At 56.9% G+C, this 17,502-nt stretch carries 12 protein-coding genes and 1 other RNA gene; 9 read left to right on the forward strand and 4 right to left on the reverse strand.

Features of this window, described 5'->3' with window-relative positions:
• The 5 genes from BDD14_RS22535 to BDD14_RS22560 all read left to right on the forward strand — a co-directional run bounded on the left by BDD14_RS22535 (nucleotide 1) and on the right by BDD14_RS22560 (nucleotide 7,364).
• Nucleotides 1–999, forward strand: coding sequence for a class I SAM-dependent methyltransferase (locus BDD14_RS22535; protein ID WP_242618135.1), 999 nt, complete (start codon nucleotides 1–3; stop codon nucleotides 997–999).
• Nucleotides 996–2,465, forward strand: a complete 1,470-nt coding sequence (locus tag BDD14_RS22540) for a B12-binding domain-containing radical SAM protein (protein WP_130421434.1) — start codon at nucleotides 996–998, stop codon at nucleotides 2,463–2,465. Before BDD14_RS22535 ends, BDD14_RS22540 begins: the two co-directional genes overlap by 4 nt.
• The gene (locus BDD14_RS22545) at nucleotides 2,462–4,426 is read left to right on the forward strand and encodes a methyltransferase domain-containing protein (protein WP_130421436.1); all 1,965 of its coding nucleotides are present in this window, start codon (nucleotides 2,462–2,464) and stop codon (nucleotides 4,424–4,426) included. The genes BDD14_RS22540 and BDD14_RS22545 overlap by 4 nt, the downstream gene beginning before the upstream one ends.
• A gap of 13 nt (nucleotides 4,427–4,439) precedes the next feature.
• Entirely contained in the window at nucleotides 4,440–5,438 is a 999-nt protein-coding gene (locus BDD14_RS22550) for a radical SAM protein (protein ID WP_278045530.1), read from the forward strand.
• Nucleotides 5,439–6,272: 834 nt separating this feature from the next.
• Entirely contained in the window at nucleotides 6,273–7,364 is a 1,092-nt protein-coding gene (locus BDD14_RS22560; RefSeq protein ID WP_130421438.1) for a hypothetical protein, read from the forward strand.
• Between the two features lie 430 nt (nucleotides 7,365–7,794).
• Here the strand turns inward: BDD14_RS22560 and ssrA are convergent.
• The 3 genes from ssrA to BDD14_RS22575 all read right to left on the reverse strand — a co-directional run bounded on the left by ssrA (nucleotide 7,795) and on the right by BDD14_RS22575 (nucleotide 9,150).
• Nucleotides 7,795–8,147, reverse strand: a transfer-messenger RNA (tmRNA) gene (gene ssrA, locus BDD14_RS22565).
• A gap of 101 nt (nucleotides 8,148–8,248) precedes the next feature.
• Entirely contained in the window at nucleotides 8,249–8,668 is a 420-nt protein-coding gene (locus BDD14_RS22570; RefSeq protein ID WP_130421440.1) for an EamA family transporter, read from the reverse strand.
• Nucleotides 8,669–8,712: 44 nt separating this feature from the next.
• On the reverse strand, nucleotides 8,713–9,150 hold the full coding sequence (locus BDD14_RS22575) for a CYCXC family (seleno)protein (RefSeq protein WP_130421442.1): 438 nt from the start codon (nucleotides 9,148–9,150) through the stop codon (nucleotides 8,713–8,715).
• 925 nt (nucleotides 9,151–10,075) lie between these two features.
• Between BDD14_RS22575 and BDD14_RS22580 the strand changes: the two genes are divergently transcribed.
• Both BDD14_RS22580 and glyS read left to right on the forward strand, forming a co-directional pair.
• Nucleotides 10,076–11,041: a glycine--tRNA ligase subunit alpha gene (locus BDD14_RS22580; protein ID WP_130421444.1), complete on the forward strand. Its 966-nt coding sequence runs from the start codon at nucleotides 10,076–10,078 to the stop codon at nucleotides 11,039–11,041.
• Nucleotides 11,042–11,213: 172 nt separating this feature from the next.
• The gene (glyS, locus tag BDD14_RS22585; protein ID WP_130421446.1) at nucleotides 11,214–13,313 is read left to right on the forward strand and encodes a glycine--tRNA ligase subunit beta; all 2,100 of its coding nucleotides are present in this window, start codon (nucleotides 11,214–11,216) and stop codon (nucleotides 13,311–13,313) included.
• Between the two features lie 43 nt (nucleotides 13,314–13,356).
• On the opposite strand, the gene BDD14_RS22590 is transcribed toward glyS, so the two are convergent.
• Nucleotides 13,357–14,010 (reverse strand): hypothetical protein, encoded by a 654-nt coding sequence (locus BDD14_RS22590; RefSeq protein WP_130421448.1) that lies wholly within the window; start codon nucleotides 14,008–14,010, stop codon nucleotides 13,357–13,359.
• A gap of 82 nt (nucleotides 14,011–14,092) precedes the next feature.
• Here BDD14_RS22590 and BDD14_RS22595 point away from each other — a divergent pair, with 82 nt between their 5' ends.
• On the forward strand, nucleotides 14,093–16,588 hold the full coding sequence (locus BDD14_RS22595; protein WP_130421450.1) for an LptA/OstA family protein: 2,496 nt from the start codon (nucleotides 14,093–14,095) through the stop codon (nucleotides 16,586–16,588).
• Nucleotides 16,585–17,313 (forward strand): LPS export ABC transporter ATP-binding protein, encoded by a 729-nt coding sequence (gene lptB / locus BDD14_RS22600; protein WP_130421452.1) that lies wholly within the window; start codon nucleotides 16,585–16,587, stop codon nucleotides 17,311–17,313. The genes BDD14_RS22595 and lptB overlap by 4 nt, the downstream gene beginning before the upstream one ends.
• Nucleotides 17,314–17,502: the final 189 nt, after the last annotated feature.

Here is a 17,502-nt window from a genome sequence, read left to right on the forward strand (position 1 = left end):
ATGGAGCAAATAAACGCAAGCGATCCGGCCGAAGAATCGTACGCGCACCAGACAATCACACTTCTGTGTTGGCAATGCGGCGGCTCGCTCGCGGAGATGACCTTACAGACTCGGAGCGGTTCCGGCACCCGTGTGTGTCCTGGTTGTACGACTGCAACGCAATATCGAGACGGAATATGGCGAACGCTCTCTCCTCAGCGAGCCGATAACTTCCGTAGCTTCATCGAGGAGTATGAGTTCATCCGTGCAGCCGAAGGGCGGGGCAGCACTGCAGCGGAGTACTATCTCAGCTTGCCGTACGAGGATGTATCCGGCCGCAATGCCGATCAGTGGATGATACGAGCACACACCTTTCGCACGATTGAGCGATGCATCCTGTCGCCCCTTGCCAAACTCAATGAGCGCCCCCTTCGCATCCTCGACCTGGGCGCGGGCAACGGTTGGATGAGTTATCGGCTAGCGCTTCAGGGCCATCTTCCCGTCGCGGTCGATCTCTTGACAAACGATCGCGACGGTCTTGGTGCGGCCATCCACTACAGTGGACGCATCCATCCCTTGTTTCCTCGCGTTCAGGCGGAGCTCGACCGACTCCCGTTCGCATCATCCACCTTCGACCTCGTGATCTTTAACGCATCGTTCCATTACTCCGAGGACTACGAACGCACATTTGAGGAAGCTTCGCGTTGCACACGCTCGGGCGGCACCATCGTAATTGCCGACACGCCATGGTACGCAGAGGAAGATAGCGGCAGGAGAATGGTGGAGGAAAAGCACAAGCATTTCAACGCAACATACGGTTTTTCCTCAGACTCGATCCCGAGCCTCGAATATCTCACTCCAGATCGTCTGCGGCGTCTGCAAGACAGGTTCGAGTTGGAGTGGAGCATCATAAGACCCTTCTATGGAGTTCGCTGGTCCCTCCGGCCGCTCCGAGCAAGACTCGCAGGCCGTCGTCCTCCATCTCAATTCCGCATATATGCTGCATCGGTGAGTGCATGATCATCCTCTATCACCCACGTGCTACCCGGCCTCGGAACCGAAGGCTGCCTCTTGCCGTTCTCGCGCTTGCCGCGGTGCTCGAGGGCAGAGAAGAGTACGAGATTGTTGATGGAAACCTCGAGGACGATCCGGTCGCACGCATCCTGCAACTTATTGCACAGCATAAGATTCAACTGCTGGGCGTCTCGACGATGCCAGGGCCCCAGATGGTAGCTGCGATGGAGACGTCTCGCGAGATTCGCCGTCTTCATCCGGAGGTCCCCATCTGCTGGGGCGGTTACTTCCCGTCCATCTACCCGGATGCTGCGCTCAACGCACGTTACGTGGATTACGTCGTTCGAGGGCAGGGAGAGGACACCCTCATTGAGCTTCTCGATGCCCTTCGCGGCAAGCGCTCTCTCGACTCAGTAAAAGGTCTTTCCTACAAGGATATGTTTGGCCTGCGTCATGACAACGGAGAGAGACCCATGAAGGGACCGAATGAGTTTCCATGGTCTCCATTCCATCGCCTTCCGGTCGAAAAATACTTGCGACCGTCCTTCTTCGGAAAACGTACCGCCGTTCACCATGCGAGCATCGGCTGTCCCTTCAACTGTAGTTTTTGTGGCGTTCATGCGGCCTACGGCAACAAGGAAAAGATGGAGTCGCCCGAACGTACGGTCGCTATTCTTACTCATCTTGTGGAACGTTACGGAGCGGATTCGGTTCAGTTCTACGATATGAACTTCTTCCTACGCGAAGATCACGCTCGAGAACTCTGCGATCGCATGGCGCATTTAAACCTCCGCTGGTGGTGTGAAGCTCGTGTCGACATCATGTCTCGCTATTCGGACGAAACATTTGCCGCGATTAAACGGGCTGGATGCGCGATGATCTTCTTCGGTGCCGAGTCCGGCTCCGACTGGGTACTCGAGGAAATGCAGAAGGGCATCACTACGCAACAGACCCTGGAAGTCGCCAGAAGAACCCGTGAGTTCGGCATCATTCCGGAGTTTTCCTTTGTCATTGGAAATCCCAACGATCCGGACCGGGACACACGCGAGACGCTACGATTCATTCGCAGGATCAAACGTATCAATCCGGATTCGGAGATCATCATTCAGCACTACACTCCCACGCCTCAGCCACACGCTGCGGGTGGCGAGATGTACGGCAAGGTTGACGTCCCATTCCCTGATTCGCCGGCTGGGTGGGCAACGAAGGAGTGGATGAACTTTACTCTGCGCATCGATACCAACGCTCCATGGCTGAAGCGCCGCACCAAGAAACTCATCGACAACTTCGAGATCGTCATCGGTTCGCGCTGGCCCACGGTTCAGGATATTCGCGCTCCGCGCTGGAGCCGTATATTCCTGCAGGTTCTTAGCGCGTGGCGTTATGCTTTGCACATCTATAAATTTCCTTTCGAGCTTCATCTTGCCAGCCAGTTCATCGCTCTGCGCAAACCCAAACGAGAGAGCCTGTGAAGACATCCACTGAAACGATGGCCCGCTCACCGGTTCAACCGGAAAGCCACATCTTCGATCTCTGGGCTCAGGTATATGATGCACAGTCCAACCCTCTGCTGATGCTTGAAGAGCGGTGCGTCACACCCCTGCTGCCACCTCTGAGCGGCGAGGACGTGCTGGATGTCGGCTGCGGTACGGGGCGTTGGCTTAGAAGGCTGGAAGTACTCGAGCCGGGCTCGCTCATCGGGATCGATTGCTCCACGATCATGCTGGAGCGTGCCAGATCGAAAGTCCGCCCCACGACGACACTTGAGCTCAGCCAGTGTTCCGTGCTGCCGGGAGAGGATGGCTCCAGGGGCATTGTCCTGGCCTCTTTTGTACTTAGCTATCTCGATGATCTGGAGCAATTCGCACGCGAGTGCAGGCGCATCCTTCGACCAGATGGATGGCTGCTTATCTCCGACATGCATCCCCTGACAGCGGCGGAACGAGGCTGGACACGGAGCTTTCATCTTGATGGGGAAAAGATCCAAATCGCAGCTCATTCTCGTTCCATCGACGAGATCATTGCGGTCTTTCGCCGCCATGGTTTCGACCCACGAGTTCTCAATGAGCCCTCATTCGAAACGTGTGAGGGCTCTGTATTCGAAAGCGCAGGGAAGTTGGCGAAGTATGAAGAACTCTCTGGTGTGCCTGCAATCTACATCCTGAAATTGCAAAAACGAATGCCATCTCTGTCGGGTCAAGCTCCTCGCGCAAGCAGCACTCTTCAGCTTGCCAATGCGCCCATAGCCCTTAGCCCCGTCGCCTGGAGAGATGGAGCGGTCCTAATTGAAGATGGACACATTGTGTCTCTTCATGAAGCCGTTGATGAGTCAGCGCCGAAACTCGATTTGGCTGGCTATTTCCTTCTTCCGGGGCTGATTAATGCGCACGAACATCTCGAGTTTGGATTGTTCCCAAAGCTTGGGCGCCCTGCAGTTGGTCCTCCCTATCGAAACGCTACAGAATGGGCTAAGGAGATTCATCGGGTTCACTCCAGCATCATCGCCCAGTACAGGCAGATCCCGCAGGCAACCCATTTGCGGTGGGGAGCGATTCGGAATCTACTCTGCGGCATCACAACCGTCTGTCATCACAACCCTCTGCACACAGAACTGACTCGTCCCGACTTTCCTGTGCGCGTTCTCCATCACTTCGGCTGGTCGCACTCACTCGCATTCGACCAACAGCTGGCCCAGAAATTTCAGGCTACGCCGCAGGACCGCCCGTTCATCCTGCACGCGGCAGAGGGCCTAGATGAAGAAAGCCGGAACGAAATCTCTCAACTGAACGCAATGCATGTGCTGGATGAACGCGCCGTGCTCGTTCATGGGCTGGCATGCACGACAGAGGAGATAGCGTTGATCAACCGGCGTGGCGCTTCCGTGGTCGTCTGTCCCACGTCAAACCGCTTCCTCTTCGCAGAGACGCTTTCGTGCGAGTTGCTTACTTCCATCGAGCGAGTGGCGCTCGGGAGCGACTCACCGATCACTGCCGCTGGCGATCTGCTCGATGAGGTTCGCTCCCTTCATGCCGAGATCGGACTCGATCCAAACCTGATTTACAGCATGATTACCACCGGCCCTGCTGAGATGTTTCATTTGAAAGATGGTCAGGGACGCATCGTGGAATCCGGCGTGGCCGATCTAATCGCAGTCCGTGTCCAACATGGTTCGCCTGCCCGCACCCTCTCGAACCTCGCCTTTAGCGACGTTGAGTTGGTTCTGCTCGAGGGGCGAGTTCAGATGGCATCTCCTCCTCTGTTCGCACGCTTGCCGTATGATCTCCGCTCCGGTATGGAGCTTATCGAGGTGGCTGGTCACCAACGCTGGATTCGGTCGTCCTTGCAGGATCTTTTCGAAGCTGCAGAGAGCGTTCTCCACCCGGAGAAACTGCTGCTCGCAGGAAGGGAGGTGCGTTATCTCGGAACTCTATAGTATTCAACCTGCTCTGCCTACACATCTCGAGGGATCGCGCCTCGCCAGGCTTCCGATCCTGCTGCTTAATATTCATAGTCAGTGCAATTGCCGCTGCGTGATGTGCGATATCTGGCAGAGAAAGGATGGGCGTGAGAGCCATGCCACCGACCTAGAACGGCATCGAGAATCGATACGCAGGCTCAGCGTGCAGCATGTTGTACTGTCCGGAGGGGAACCTCTGCTCAATCGTGAGTTGGACGCGATCTGCACGTTCTTTCGCGATCTTGGCATTCGCATCACATTACTCACGACAGGGCTCTTGCTGCAAAAGAAGGCGAGTATTGTTGAAGCGGGTATTGACGACATCATTATCTCTATCGATGGCCCGCCGGATGTTCATGATCGGATTCGTCGTGTCTCCGGTGCCTTTCAGGCTATCCAGAAGGGCGTGTTGGAAATACGCGAGCGTCGGCCTGAGATACCAATATCCTGCCGGACAACTGTGCAAAAACTAAACCATACACAGCTTCGCGCCGCGGTCTCAGCCGCCAGGTCTCTTGAACTCAATAGCATTTCCTTCCTCGCCGCGGACATCTCATCGGCAGCTTTCAACCGGGAGGAGCGATGGACCGCGGAGAGGCAGGACGAAATTTCGCTTAGTCCAGCAGAGTTGATCGAACTGGATGAAGAGATCGAGCTTCTGATCCAGATGCATCAGGAAGATATCGACAAGGGCTTCATCAAAGAAGGGAATGCGAAGTTGCGGAAAATCGGGGCTCGCTTTCGAGAACGAATTGAAGGTACGCCACCGATGTCTCCAATCTGCAATGCCCCGTGGGTCTCTGCGGTAATCGACGTAGATGGGAGTGTTCGTCCCTGCTTCTTTCATCCGCCGATTGGCAATGCACACCAACTGACGCTGGAAGAGGCGATCAATACGGAAGTGGGCCTCTCCTTCCGAAGCCGCCTGAAGATTGCCAGCAATCCCACCTGCCAGCAGTGCGTTTGCTCCCTGAACTACCCGCGATAGCAAGCGCGTTTGGCACTGTCTGTGGAGACTCCACACTCGCAGGCAGTCATACACAGAGGCGGAGCGCTAGCTTACGATTGAAAGTGGTAGAGCGGTGAAAGCGATCAACTAGCAGCAACTGTTCAAATCATGTACATTCGGCCTCTGCCTTTGGATTGCAGTCCCTCCTGGATCTCTTTCGAGACGGCAAAGCGATCAACGCCATTTCTTGAACGGAGAAGGGAACTCGCGAACCAGGAGGTCTTTGGACTGCGACTGCGATGAAAAGAGAAAAGCGTGTACGGATAGTTGAAAGAAGGGACGGCCAGACTTGCTGTGTGGATGGCCCATGAGGCGTCCCGAGCCTTAAGGGTGAACAACTCTAAGGCCGAGGTGCTTCTCGAACGGGTCGAAGTCGTGGTCGCGATGGAGGAGGGAATGCCCCTCGGTCAGACAGAAAGTCGCGTTTAGGCAGTCGATGGTCGTGCGGACCGTATGGCCGCGTGATCGAAGGGAACGATAGTTCTGAGCGGGGGGCTACTGCCAGCGCCTCACCTCCAGTGTCGAATACCTCGAAGTTGGACAGGTTACGCCTGACGCGCGTGAAGGTTGAGTCGGCACGGACTGCTTGCAAAATCTCGCACAAGATTAGATCGGTCAAACCGAGGCGCCGTTGATTCAGCTCTCGATGAGCATCCTGCAGTGAAGTTTGCTCGAAGAACACGGAAAGAGTTCCGCTTTTTCCGCGTGGCCCATGCCACAGGAATCTTTGATTGACCACAGGACGGAAGTGGGCTATTTTTCTGATCTCTCCGATTTTCCGGAACTAACGATTCCTAACGTGGTGGAGGATTTATGTCTTGGTGGGACTTGTGGGATAAGAAATCTAGTGATTACATCTACGCAGAAATTCCTGGTAACAAGACGAGGAGCGGCCTCGATCATACAGCGCTCGTCCCGAAGGCAGGCTATGTTCGGATCTTTCTTAAGACGTGGCGCATCGACAACATCCGAGAAGGGTGGAGCGAATTCTACGGCGCAGTGCACGGCTACATCTCGGTTCCGCGCTTCGGCGGGGGAAGTGTCGATGTCAGCATGTTTACGTCACCGAACCAGCTGCAGAATGCCGATCCGAAGCACGCGAATCGGATCATCTCCCTGAATTACCCATTGTTCGGGCCAGTTCCTTATATGGGAGGTGACCTGAACGTAAAGATCGGCCTTTTCTCGATTAAGTCCGCCGATCTGTCGGGACCGTTCCTCGATATGCTGTCTACAGTCGCCACCGCTGCAGGCCAGGGAGCCTATGTGGCTGCAGTCAAACCCTTCATTGACACTCTTAAGAAAGGCATTGAAGCGGTTACGGACACCGACCAGGACACGCGCCTGGAGATCGGTCTCGTCAAAACTTACGATGCTCCCACGACTGGCTATTTCGTGGTGATCCGGGCTGATGCGAGCACGGTCGACAAGTCAAAGTTCCGCGTAGATAACGACGATCAATTGGTCGATGACAGCACTGGCATGCCAATCCGTGACTATCCATACTTCGTCTTCACCATAGAGTACAACGCTGAGCACCAGACTTGGTACGAGGTTGCGGATCTGCAGCAGGCTTATAGCGAACTCAGCGTCACGATCAACGATGACAATGCGACTGCCTCGATCATTCAATCGGCATACCTGCGCTTCCGCAAGAAAGTGAAACAATCTCCCGACCTTATTCCCGACGACACGAACAGGGTCTTGGAGGAAATCAGGACGAAGATCGCGGACGTCACTGGAGTCACGGTATCTTACACTCTCCCTGCGTCAATGGCAGCCGTTACTAAGAAATCGCTTACCGCTCCTGTGCGGCCAGCTTCGAAGAAGCCACTACTTCGCAAGCGGGGTAAGATGCCCGCGCTCAAGTCGCTTAAGATCTACTCTAAGGTTTCCAAAGCTTGACTCAAGTATTGCGCTATAGTCGGTGGATTACGTTTCGTCATCGGTAACTGCTAGCGTCACTCTTACGGTCTTGTAAACAATTGCCTGCGGTGTGTCATTCACTAGGTGCGGCATGGATCGTCGGACACGATGGAGATGATTGCCATTAACGCTATTTCAGGGAAGAGTTCGGGTCTTTCGCGCTGCGTGGCACCCGGAACCCCGTAACACCTGGATGATTCCAAGTTATAACGCTCTGGGCCGCAACAAAGGATCGGCATCTCGACTATCGCTGTAGGTGAATGGTTTTTATGGCAGGGAAACAGAGGCCGAATCGTGCAATGGCCTGAGTCCTTTTCCATCAAGAATTTGCTGAAGCGTAAGTGCGAAGCCGCTGTGCGGTTCTATATATCTCTGTATCGCAACAGTTAATTAATGATAATAAAAAACTTGGTGGAGGCGGCGGGAGTCGAACCCGCGTCCGAAAAAACCTTCAACAGAGAGCCTTCATGCTTTTTCCAGTTCATCTTGTCTCGTCATCGTCGCTTAGAACGGACGAAGATGCGACGACGACCAGCCTGATCGATCTCGCCATTCCCGCGCAGGCGGAGCAGGTTTGGCCAGCCTACTGTGCGACGATCGGTACGGGCCCGTAGGCGAAGCCCGAGCGATCGGCTACTTAGTTAATTAAGCAGCAAGCGCGAATTGAGGTTCGGCACTTATAGTTTTGTGAGCGATTACGGGTGTTCACACCCCGGCATGCCTCTCTGCCGCAAGCAATCCCGTCGAAGCCGTGACGCCCCCATCTGGAGCTGGCACCAACATTGCATTGGGCCGTGCAAAGAACTATCTCCATTATACCGCGCGCGAAAATACGGGATTTGGCCGCGTTTGGGCGAGGTCCATCAAGCGAAGGCCAGGATCACGGCTCCGATGGCGATGAGAGATGCTCCGCCGATCTTCAGCGGTGTTAGCCTCTCACCCAGAAATATCCATGCTCCCAGGATGACCAGAACCACGCTCAATTTATCGACGGGCGCGACGCTCGACGCGGGGCCAAGCTGGAGTGCTCGAAAGTAGCAGAGCCACGACAATCCAGTTGCGATTCCTGAGAGGACCAGAAAAACCCAACTTCGCGGAGAGATCTGAGAGATCTCGTGATGTGACTCAAGACTGAGCGCGATGGCCCAGGTAAAGGCAACGATGACCGTTGTGCGTATGGCGGTAGCAAGGTTGGAATCAATTCCAGTGACGCCGACCTTGGCCAGAAGGGCAGTCGCGGCTGCGAAGACGGCGGAAAGGACTGCCCAGACGAACCAGCTCATGGAATGAGGATATCGTGTCCGATCGAGCGCTGTTCCAGCGACGTTTACAGGGAAGCGTCTTCGAGTTTGACGTCCTGCCAATCGCCGCGCTCAATTCCGGCGCGAATCTGCGCGGGAGTCTTTCCCTTCCGGGTCTGTTGATAGGCGTAGACCGCCTCTTGCATGCAGGTTGAGCATGCTGCGCCGTGGGTTCCCTCAAAGCAGCTGTGCAGGCTGTTATGTCCCATGGCCCGATCGCAGTGGCAGTAGCAGGGTTGCTGATGCAGAACGGCGGGAATCTTCGCCGCCATCTTATAGACGGTGACCTGATACGGATGCGAGAAGTATGGTCCTGTCAGCTGCTCTCCGGAGAGGATTGCGGGAAGCGGCTTCGCCGGAGGCTTTGCGTTGTAGGCGGGAATGTCCGCCGCAGGATTACTCCACTGCGCAGAGGCTGCAATCGTTATGAGTCCAAGTGCCAACAGTCCGAGAATCCGCTTCATGCGTTCATGTTAATCAATAGAGGCGTTTCGAGCAAAAAAAGACGGCACGAACATTGTCCGTGCCGGGAGGCCAGTGACGCAACTTGTGTCAGCCGAGGGGGTTGCTCTCGAGGCTGCTAATGTCTCCGGGATTGCCTGTCCTTCATCCCGTAAGAGAAATATACCACAATATGGAAAGAGAAATTAGAAAAATATGTTCAACCATAGGAAAATACTCTTCGAACGTTTTTCTCATCACGAGAATTAGAGGCTAAGTCTTTATATATGATCAAATTTAGGTATAGAAGTGCCTTGGTCTCCATCCGCGCGAGCTTGTAAAAATATAGTTTCCAGTTTTTTGTATTTTCAATCTAAAGGAGAGAGTCCTAGGATAAATCTCTTCGTTGAAGCGACCTTTCTCGCAGTACCCACCCCCATATCATTTTCGATAAAGTATTTATCATGTGTTGTTTACGCGCAAGATGTTCTTGTAAAATATTCAAAACAAATACTTTATTTATAAAAACTTTATTTTGAGCAGTTTGTGGTCTGAATACCCGTTTGTACGATAGCTGGCCTTATCTGTCAGCTTCAGATCGACAAATCTGGCGCACGCAGGGAAAGACGATAGCTTCGCTGAGAATTGCACAGGAAGGAAGGTCGCACCCGTATTCTCCCCAACATTTGCTGCTGTTTCCATTTTACTAAGCCCGATAAAACTAAACGGCACATAAATGTCATTTAGTTTGTTTTACTTGGGAGGATTTTGACTTGACAGCCTCGGGGCGTTCGGAGCTGGTTTGGCTGCGAGGGCGGAGGAATAAAGAAGGGTTGAGCCTCGATCCAGAGTGATTTATTTTTCGGAGTCTTCTTCCGGGTCGGCGGGAAGGGTACGATGCAAACCATTTAGAATCGAAAAACCGATTGCAATGGTGGTGAGAAGAGCTTGGTTACAGGCAAAGATGTGAAGAAACCGCTTACGTTTCAGGAGCTTCTGTTCAGGCTGCAAAGATTCTGGGCCGAGCAGGGGTGTGTGCTCCAGCAACCCTATGACGTCGAGGTGGGGGCGGGAACCATGTCCCCGGATACGTTTTTGCGGGTTCTTGGTCCCAAGCCGGTTCGAATCGCGTATGCACAGCCCTCACGGCGGCCGGCGGACGGCCGATACGGGGAGAACCCCAATCGGCTCTTCCGGCATACGCAGCTCCAGGTGATTCTGAAGCCTCCGCCGGAACGGATCCAGGAGCTGTACCTGGAGTCGCTCGAAGCGGTGGGAATCAACCTGCGCGAGCACGATATTAAGTTCGAAGAGGATAACTGGGAGTGGCCGGTGGGCGGCGCCTGGGGGGTGGGCTGGCAGGTGATGCTGGACGGCCTCGAGATTACCCAGTTCACCTACTTTCAGCAGTGCGGCGGCATGGATCTCGATCCGATCTGCGGCGAGATTACGTATGGTCTCGAGCGGATCGCCGGGTTTCTGCAGGATGTCGATTCGATCTACGACATTGTGTGGGCGGTTGAACCGGACACGGGCCGCAGGGTGACCTATGGCGAGATGCGGCTGGCGGAAGAGGAACAGTTCTCGGCGTACAGCTTCGATTACGCCGATGTTTCGAAGCTGTGGGAACACCTGAAGCTTTACGAGTCCGAGTGCCTGCAGTTGCTGGATAAGGCCAAAGGCCTGGCTAAGATGGATGCGCTTACGCTGAAGCGCTTTCCAGTGCTTGGAGCCTATGAGCTGGCGCTGAAGTGCTCGCATGTCTTCAACCTGCTGGATGCCCGGGGGGCTATTTCGGTGACGGAGCGCGTAGGTGTGATGGCTCGGATTCGCACGCTGGTGGTGGGCGTAGCGAAGGCATATGCGGAACAGGGTGAGTTGTTGGCGGCGGAGCCTGTGGTCGTGGCGAGTTGACGGATTCATTCCCACTTATCGGGGCGAGGCCGCGATGGCGGGAAGAGAAGAGCAACCGCAGGTCTTTCGACTCTGCGACTCGCAGGTTGCGAGTCGCTCCGCTCAGGATGACAGTTCATCTTTGGGGGAATGAGTTTCGAGGAGAGGCAGCGGGACAGGATTGAGGAAGACGATGGCGGATTTTCTTTTTGAGATCGGGTTGGAAGAGGTTCCTGCGCGGATGATTGCCGGGGCTCAGGCGGAGTTGGCGCGCCGCGTGAGTGCGCTGCTGGAGCGCGAGCGTCTGGTTGGGGCGGGGACATCTGCGAAGAGCTTTTCGACGCCGCGGCGGCTGGCGGTGCTGGTTTCGAACGTGGCCGAGCGGCAGGAGGATGCGGCCGAGGAACTGATGGGCCCCCCGGTGAAGGTGGCCTTTAAGGATGGTGCCGCAACTGCTGCAGCCATTGCCTTTGCGAAGAAGGCAGGTGTGGCTGTCGAGGCGCTGCGAACGGTGACGACCCCGAAGGGAGATTACATTGCGGCCACACTCTTAAAGGCGGGTCGCTCTGCTGCCGAGGTCGTTGCGGAGGAGCTGCCGAAGGAGCTTGCGGCGATCTACTGGTCGAAGAACATGTACTGGCGCGCGGGCAAGCCGGAGCGGTTTGTTCGGCCAGTGCGCTGGATGGTTGCGCTGCTGGGGAGTGAGGTTGTTCCCGTAGCGTTTGGCGGTAAGGCAGCGGGCAAGGTGACGTACGGGCATCGCGTGCTCTTTGGCGACGCGGCGATTGCGCTGGAGGCTCCGGTAAAGTACGAGGAAGCGTTGCTCACCGCCTATGTGATCGCCGATGTGGAGGCGAGACGCCAGAAGATTCGCAAGGCGCTGGATCGCGTGACGCGCACGAAGGAAGGCGCACGTTGGCGCGAAGACCATGAGCTGGTGGATACGCTGACGCACCTGACGGAGTGGGCCTCGGACCGGTCGGTGATTCTGGGCGGATTCGAGCCCGAGTATCTTGCATTGCCGGAGGAGGTGCTGGTGACGGTGATGCGCGACCACCAGAAGTACCTCGCGGTCGAGGAGAAGACGGGTAAGCTGGCACCACACTTTCTCGCAGTGCTGAATACCGAGGCGGAGGATAAGGGGCTGGCGGTGATCCGGCATGGAAATGAGCGCGTGTTGCGGGCGAGGTTTAATGACGCGCGGTTCTTCTGGGAGTTCGATCAGCGGGTTCCTTTGAAGGAGCGGACGAAGCTGCTGGAGAACGTCACGTTTCAAAAAGAGCTGGGAAGCTATGCAGCCAAGGCGACACGTGTCCGTGGCCTTGCGCTGGGGTTGGCAGAGCTTGTGACGGCGCGGGGCGGCAGGGTGGATGCTGCGGCGCTGGATGAGGCGGCAACGCTTGCGAAGACGGACCTGACGACGGAGCTGGTGAAAGAGTTCACGGAGCTGCAGGGTGTGGTGGGTGGACTTTACGCAAGAGCGCAGGGGGTTTCGGCTGCGGCGAGCGATGCGATCTATGACCAGTACCTGCCGGAGTCGATGGAAGATTCGGTGCCGCGTACGGTCGAGGGCTCGCTGCTTTCGATTGCGGATAAGGCGGACACGATTGCGGGCATGTTTGGCCTGGGGATCGAGCCTACGGGATCGAAGGATCCCTTTGCGCTGCGCCGGGCGGCGAATGGGATTGTAAAGATTCTGGCGGAAAGCTCGCTGCCGCTGACCTTGAGCGAGGTCGCCGGTCGTGCGACGGAAAATGAAGCCGTGGAGACGCGAGTACGCGCATTTCTGATCGAGCGGCTTGAGTTCTATCTGCGCGAATCGAGGGGGCAGGCCTACGACGTTGTGAAGGCGGTGCTCGCAGCCGGCAGCGATGATGTGCGCGATGCCGTGGCGCGGGCCGAGGCTGTAACGGCCGTTCGCAGCTCGGCGGACTTCGAGGCGGTGAGCGCGGCGTTCAAACGGATAAAAAATATTCTGGCGCAGGCGAAGGGCGAACTGGGCATGGGTGCGGTCGCGGACGGGCTCGCGGCTGACCATCCGGCGCAGGCAGCGTTGAAGCTGGAGGCGTCGCGTGTGGGCGAGAAGGTCGAGCATCTGAGGGCCAGCCATCAATACGTCGCCGCGCTTGAGTCGGTGGCCACGCTGCGGCCTCAGGTGGATGCGTTCTTCGAGCAGGTGATGGTGATGGATCCGGATGAGAAGGTTCGCAGGAGCAGGCTGGCGCTGCTGGCTTCCATTGTGAAGAGCTTCTCAGGGATCGCGGACTTTTCGGAGATTGTGACGGCAGGATAAAGACGCGCTGGCTTTACTGCGGGGAGCTTGAGTCGCGCCGGTTTCAGTTCAGACGCTGCAGGCGTGCGATCAGCTTCTCGGCCAGCGGTTCGCCGGACTCGGTCCAGAGGAGACGGCTGGAGATTCCGCAGTTCTTTTCGACCGAGAGGGTAAAGGCGAGCAGCATCTCCACATTCTGCTGGACGTGCTTCTGCGCCTCTTCGTCGAGCACTTCTTCCTGTTCTTCATCCATGACCCATGGCGTATCGAGACCAAAGTCGACGCGGATGTGTCCGTTCTGCTCGTAGGTGGCCTGGTCGAAGTGCGGGCCGAAGCCGAGGATCTTCACGGTGGACGGGTGCGGACGCCAGAGGGTGTCGAGAGCAGCCTCGGAGATTGGGGTGTCGTTGCCTTCGGGCATCCAGAGGTTCCACTTCATCTCGAACTCGTAGGCCATGTCGTCGTGGAGCTGTTCGGTGGCCTCGGCGACGGCGTTCTCGATGATGGAGTCTTCTGTGGATTGCGCGCGATCGTCGTTGACGTAGATTCGTTGGTAGACGGGGGACTCGGTAAAGCTGATGGGATAGACGGAGGCCGCGGTGACGCGCTTTTCGCCGCTGACGAGCGCGAACTGGCGCAGCACGGAGACGAGAGCAGCCGGAAGTGCTTCGAAGCGAAAATTAGGGAACCAGAGGCTGAGGTAAAGCTGGTCTGCCATGGGGATAGTGTACAGGCGGGTCGTGGGAACGAACTTAGGCGATTTGTGTTTGCAGGAATGAGAAGATAGAAGAGACGGTTTAATGATGCGGGTTTCGGTAGAGAGGCTGCGGAAGTGGTTGCTCGCGGGTGCGGGCCTCCTGATCTTGGTGATTGCAGGTCTGCTTGCCTACGCGCATTATCGCGCTCACCGCTTTCTTACGGAGCTTCCACACAAGCTTGGCGCGGATATCCGCCAGGAGACGAACTCTTTCACGTGGTCTCAGACGGTGAAGGGGCGAACGATCTTCACGGTGCATGCCGCCAAGGCCATCCAGCACCAGGATGGCCAGTACACGATGCACGATGTGGCGATCGCGGTTTATGGAAAGGGCCAGGGCGAGGGCGACCGCACCGATCGGATCTACGGCAAAGAGTTCCAGCTGGATCAGGCGGCGGGAATTGTAAAAGCAATGGGGGAGGTCCATCTCGACCTTCAGGTTCCGGCGGGGACGCCTGGCGCTGCGGAGGAGACGCAGGCGACAGGCAGCACCCAGACGCATGCCGGAGATCTGAAGAACTCGCCGCTGATCCATGTAAAGACCAGCGGCCTGGTGTATCAGCAAAAGCTGGGCTTGGCGGCAACGGATCAGGAGATCGAGTTCGAGTACAACGGCCTGACGGGACACGCGACAGGCGCCGATTACAACGCGGACAGCGGGATTCTTGTGCTGCACTCGCGGGTGATGGTGAGTGGGCTTGATCACGGGCGGCCTTTGTTGCTGACAGCATCGCAGGCGAGGCTGAACCGGACGAATCACAGTGTTCTGCTGTCGGAGGCGAAGCTTGTGACCGTCAATGGCGAGGGAGACGGCGAGGGGGCAAGGCAGACGGTAGAGGCTCTGGAGGCTACGGTGCTTCTGCGCCCTGACGGTTCGGCGGAGCGGATGATCGGCGAGGGCGGGGTTCGGGTGACCGGAGGCGATGGTTCTCAGGTAGCAGCCCAGCATGGCGAGATGTTGCTGAGCGCCGCGAATAAGCCACAGTCGATGACGATGAAGGGTGACGTGCGCTATACCGCGAGCGATCCGTCACGGCAGGCAGATGGGGAGGCTGCGGAGGCGGTGGCTGCCTTCAATGCGCAGGGACATGTGGAGAAGGCAGTCCTTACGGGGGCGGTTCATCTTAAGGAGCGTATTGCGCCGGCGAATGGGGCGAAGGGTGCGGGAAGCGAAAGAGATCTGACCGCCGCCACGGTCGAGATGGCTCTGGCCAGCGATGCGAAGGGAAGATCGTGGATAAGGGACGCGAAGGCGAATGGCAATGCTCGTCTTGTGGTGAGGGAGCAGGAGAAAGATGGGAAGGGAGTACGGACCAGCTCGATGCAGGGAGATGTGCTGACGGCTCAGTTCCTTCACGAGGACGGACGGTCGTGGCTGAATGGGGTGCACGGGAATGGCGCGACGGTACTTGAACAGAAGAGCGGGAACGGCATCGTGCAGACGAGCTCAGGAGACAGGCTCGATGTGGCCATTCGCCGGCCGTCATCGGGATCTTCGAGCGGATCGTCTTCCTCTGACGTCCCCGGAGAGATTGATACCGCGGTTCAGCAAGGTCATGTGATTGCAACGCGCACGGCTCCTGCCAGGCCTGGGGGAAGTGGAGCTATGGAACGCGACCGTGCGATGGCGGAGAAGCTTACGTATGACGGCAAAACGCAGCGAATGATGCTGAGCGGCTTGGTCGAGATGCAAAACGCTGACGGCAGGTTGTGGGCCGACCATGTTGCGGTAGAGCAGAAGACGGGAGATGCGGCCGCAGACGGATCGGTAAAGGCGAGCTATCGAAGTGGGACGCAGGGAGATGCTCTCCACGTGCTGGCTGGACGGGCCGATTTGAAGAAGGCAAGTAATATGGCGATCTTCTATGGGTTGGAAGGCCAGCCGGCCCGGCTTTGGCAAGGGGGTTCGCAGATTGAGGCTCCGGTGCTCGAGTTTGACCGGGGGAAGAATCAGCTTACGGCTCATGGCGATGGAAGTGCGATGGCCGTACGGACGGTGTTGCCGAGCGCTGGATCGACGAAACAAGGTGTGCCTGCGGCTTCCTCGACGACCGGGCTTCTACACAAGGCGGCAGTGGTCCGGATTGCGAGCCGGGAGATGATTTATTCCGATGAGGCTCACACGGCGCAGTTTACCGGCGGCGTGAAGGTGGAGAGCACGGATGGGGTGATGCGAGGTCAGCGGGCAACGGCCTATTTACAGTCAGCACCGGCGAGAAAGGACACGGTATCTGCCCCCGGCTCAGGGTTTATGGGGGGCGGTGTGCAGCGCGTGGCCGTCGAGGGAGAGATCGAGATTGAACAGAGCGGACGCCGGGCTACGGGCGACCGATTGATCTACACGGCAGACGATGGCGTCTTTGTCCTGACCGGGACTGAGGCGGAGCCGCCCCGGGTGATGGATGCGACCCGAGGCACTGTGACGGGCCGGGAGCTTCGCTTCCGCGAGCAGGACGCGAGCGTCGTGGTTTCTAATGGAGATGCGAACGGTAAAGGCCAGAGAGTTCGCACGGAGACGCGGGTGAAGAGAGAACGATGAGGACGCTTTCGACCGAGGAGATTGGGAAGTCGTACAGCGGCCGCCAGGTAGTTCGAGGGGTAAGCCTGAAGATCGAACAGGGAGAGGTGGTCGGTCTGCTGGGTCCAAACGGCGCAGGCAAAACGACCAGCTTCTATATGATCGTCGGCCTGGTGAGGCCGGATGGAGGTCGCATCCTGGCTGACGGAAACGACATTACGCGACTGCCGATGTATCTTCGTGCGCGCGAGTATGGCATCAGCTATCTTCCGCAGGAGCCTTCCGTCTTTCGCAAGCTCACCGTGGAGGACAATATTCTGGCCGTTCTTGAGACGCAGCACCAGAGCTGGGAGGGAAGACGGACCCGCACGGAGAAACTGATTGAGCAGCTGAATCTCTCGCATGTGCGGAAGACGCGCGGTTACGCCCTCAGCGGCGGCGAGCGCAGGCGTGTGGAGATCGCCCGCTGCCTGGCGATCAATCCGGCGTTCATTCTGCTGGATGAGCCTTTTTCGGGCATCGACCCGATCGCGGTGATCGATCTACAAGAGATTATCTTCGATCTGAAGCGAGCAGGAATCGGCGTTCTGATTACCGACCACAATGTACGCGAGACATTGTCGGTAACGGATCGAGCCTACATCATCAATGAAGGGAAGATCTTTCGAGCGGGTACACCGGTGGATCTCGGCCGGGATCCAGAGGTACGAAAGGTCTATCTTGGGGAGAAGTTTTCCATGGATTAGTCCGTGGTACAACTTCTGTTGTAAACGAGGCGCCCGGAGGTGAGGAACCTGGATCAGGCAGGGCGCGGTAGACTAGGCCAAGTAAACTTTCAGACGTGTAGACTAGTGGCCTGGAGGCGTTCGCCCCAGTCATTACGATGTACCGTGAATATTGAAACGGTGCATTTTTCAACTCTCACTTACGTTTAA

It is taken from the genome of Edaphobacter modestus (genome assembly GCF_004217555.1).
In the GTDB taxonomy this organism is placed as follows: domain Bacteria; phylum Acidobacteriota; class Terriglobia; order Terriglobales; family Acidobacteriaceae; genus Edaphobacter; species Edaphobacter modestus.

Bases quoted from the DNA above. Each gene is read 5' to 3' on its own strand.
- BDD14_RS22575 (WP_130421442.1), bottom strand. From the start codon at position 9,150: ATGAAGCGGATTCTCGGACTGTTGGCACTTGGACTCATAACGATTGCA.
- BDD14_RS22570 (WP_130421440.1), bottom strand. From the start codon at position 8,668: ATGAGCTGGTTCGTCTGGGCAGTCCTTTCCGCCGTCTTCGCAGCCGCG.
- BDD14_RS22560 (WP_130421438.1), top strand. From the start codon at position 6,273: ATGTCTTGGTGGGACTTGTGGGATAAGAAATCTAGTGATTACATCTAC.
- lptB (WP_130421452.1), top strand. From the start codon at position 16,585: ATGAGGACGCTTTCGACCGAGGAGATTGGGAAGTCGTACAGCGGCCGC.
- BDD14_RS22535 (WP_242618135.1), top strand. From the start codon at position 1: ATGGAGCAAATAAACGCAAGCGATCCGGCCGAAGAATCGTACGCGCAC.
- BDD14_RS22590 (WP_130421448.1), bottom strand. From the start codon at position 14,010: ATGGCAGACCAGCTTTACCTCAGCCTCTGGTTCCCTAATTTTCGCTTC.
- BDD14_RS22540 (WP_130421434.1), top strand. From the start codon at position 996: ATGATCATCCTCTATCACCCACGTGCTACCCGGCCTCGGAACCGAAGG.
- BDD14_RS22595 (WP_130421450.1), top strand. From the start codon at position 14,093: ATGATGCGGGTTTCGGTAGAGAGGCTGCGGAAGTGGTTGCTCGCGGGT.
- glyS (WP_130421446.1), top strand. From the start codon at position 11,214: ATGGCGGATTTTCTTTTTGAGATCGGGTTGGAAGAGGTTCCTGCGCGG.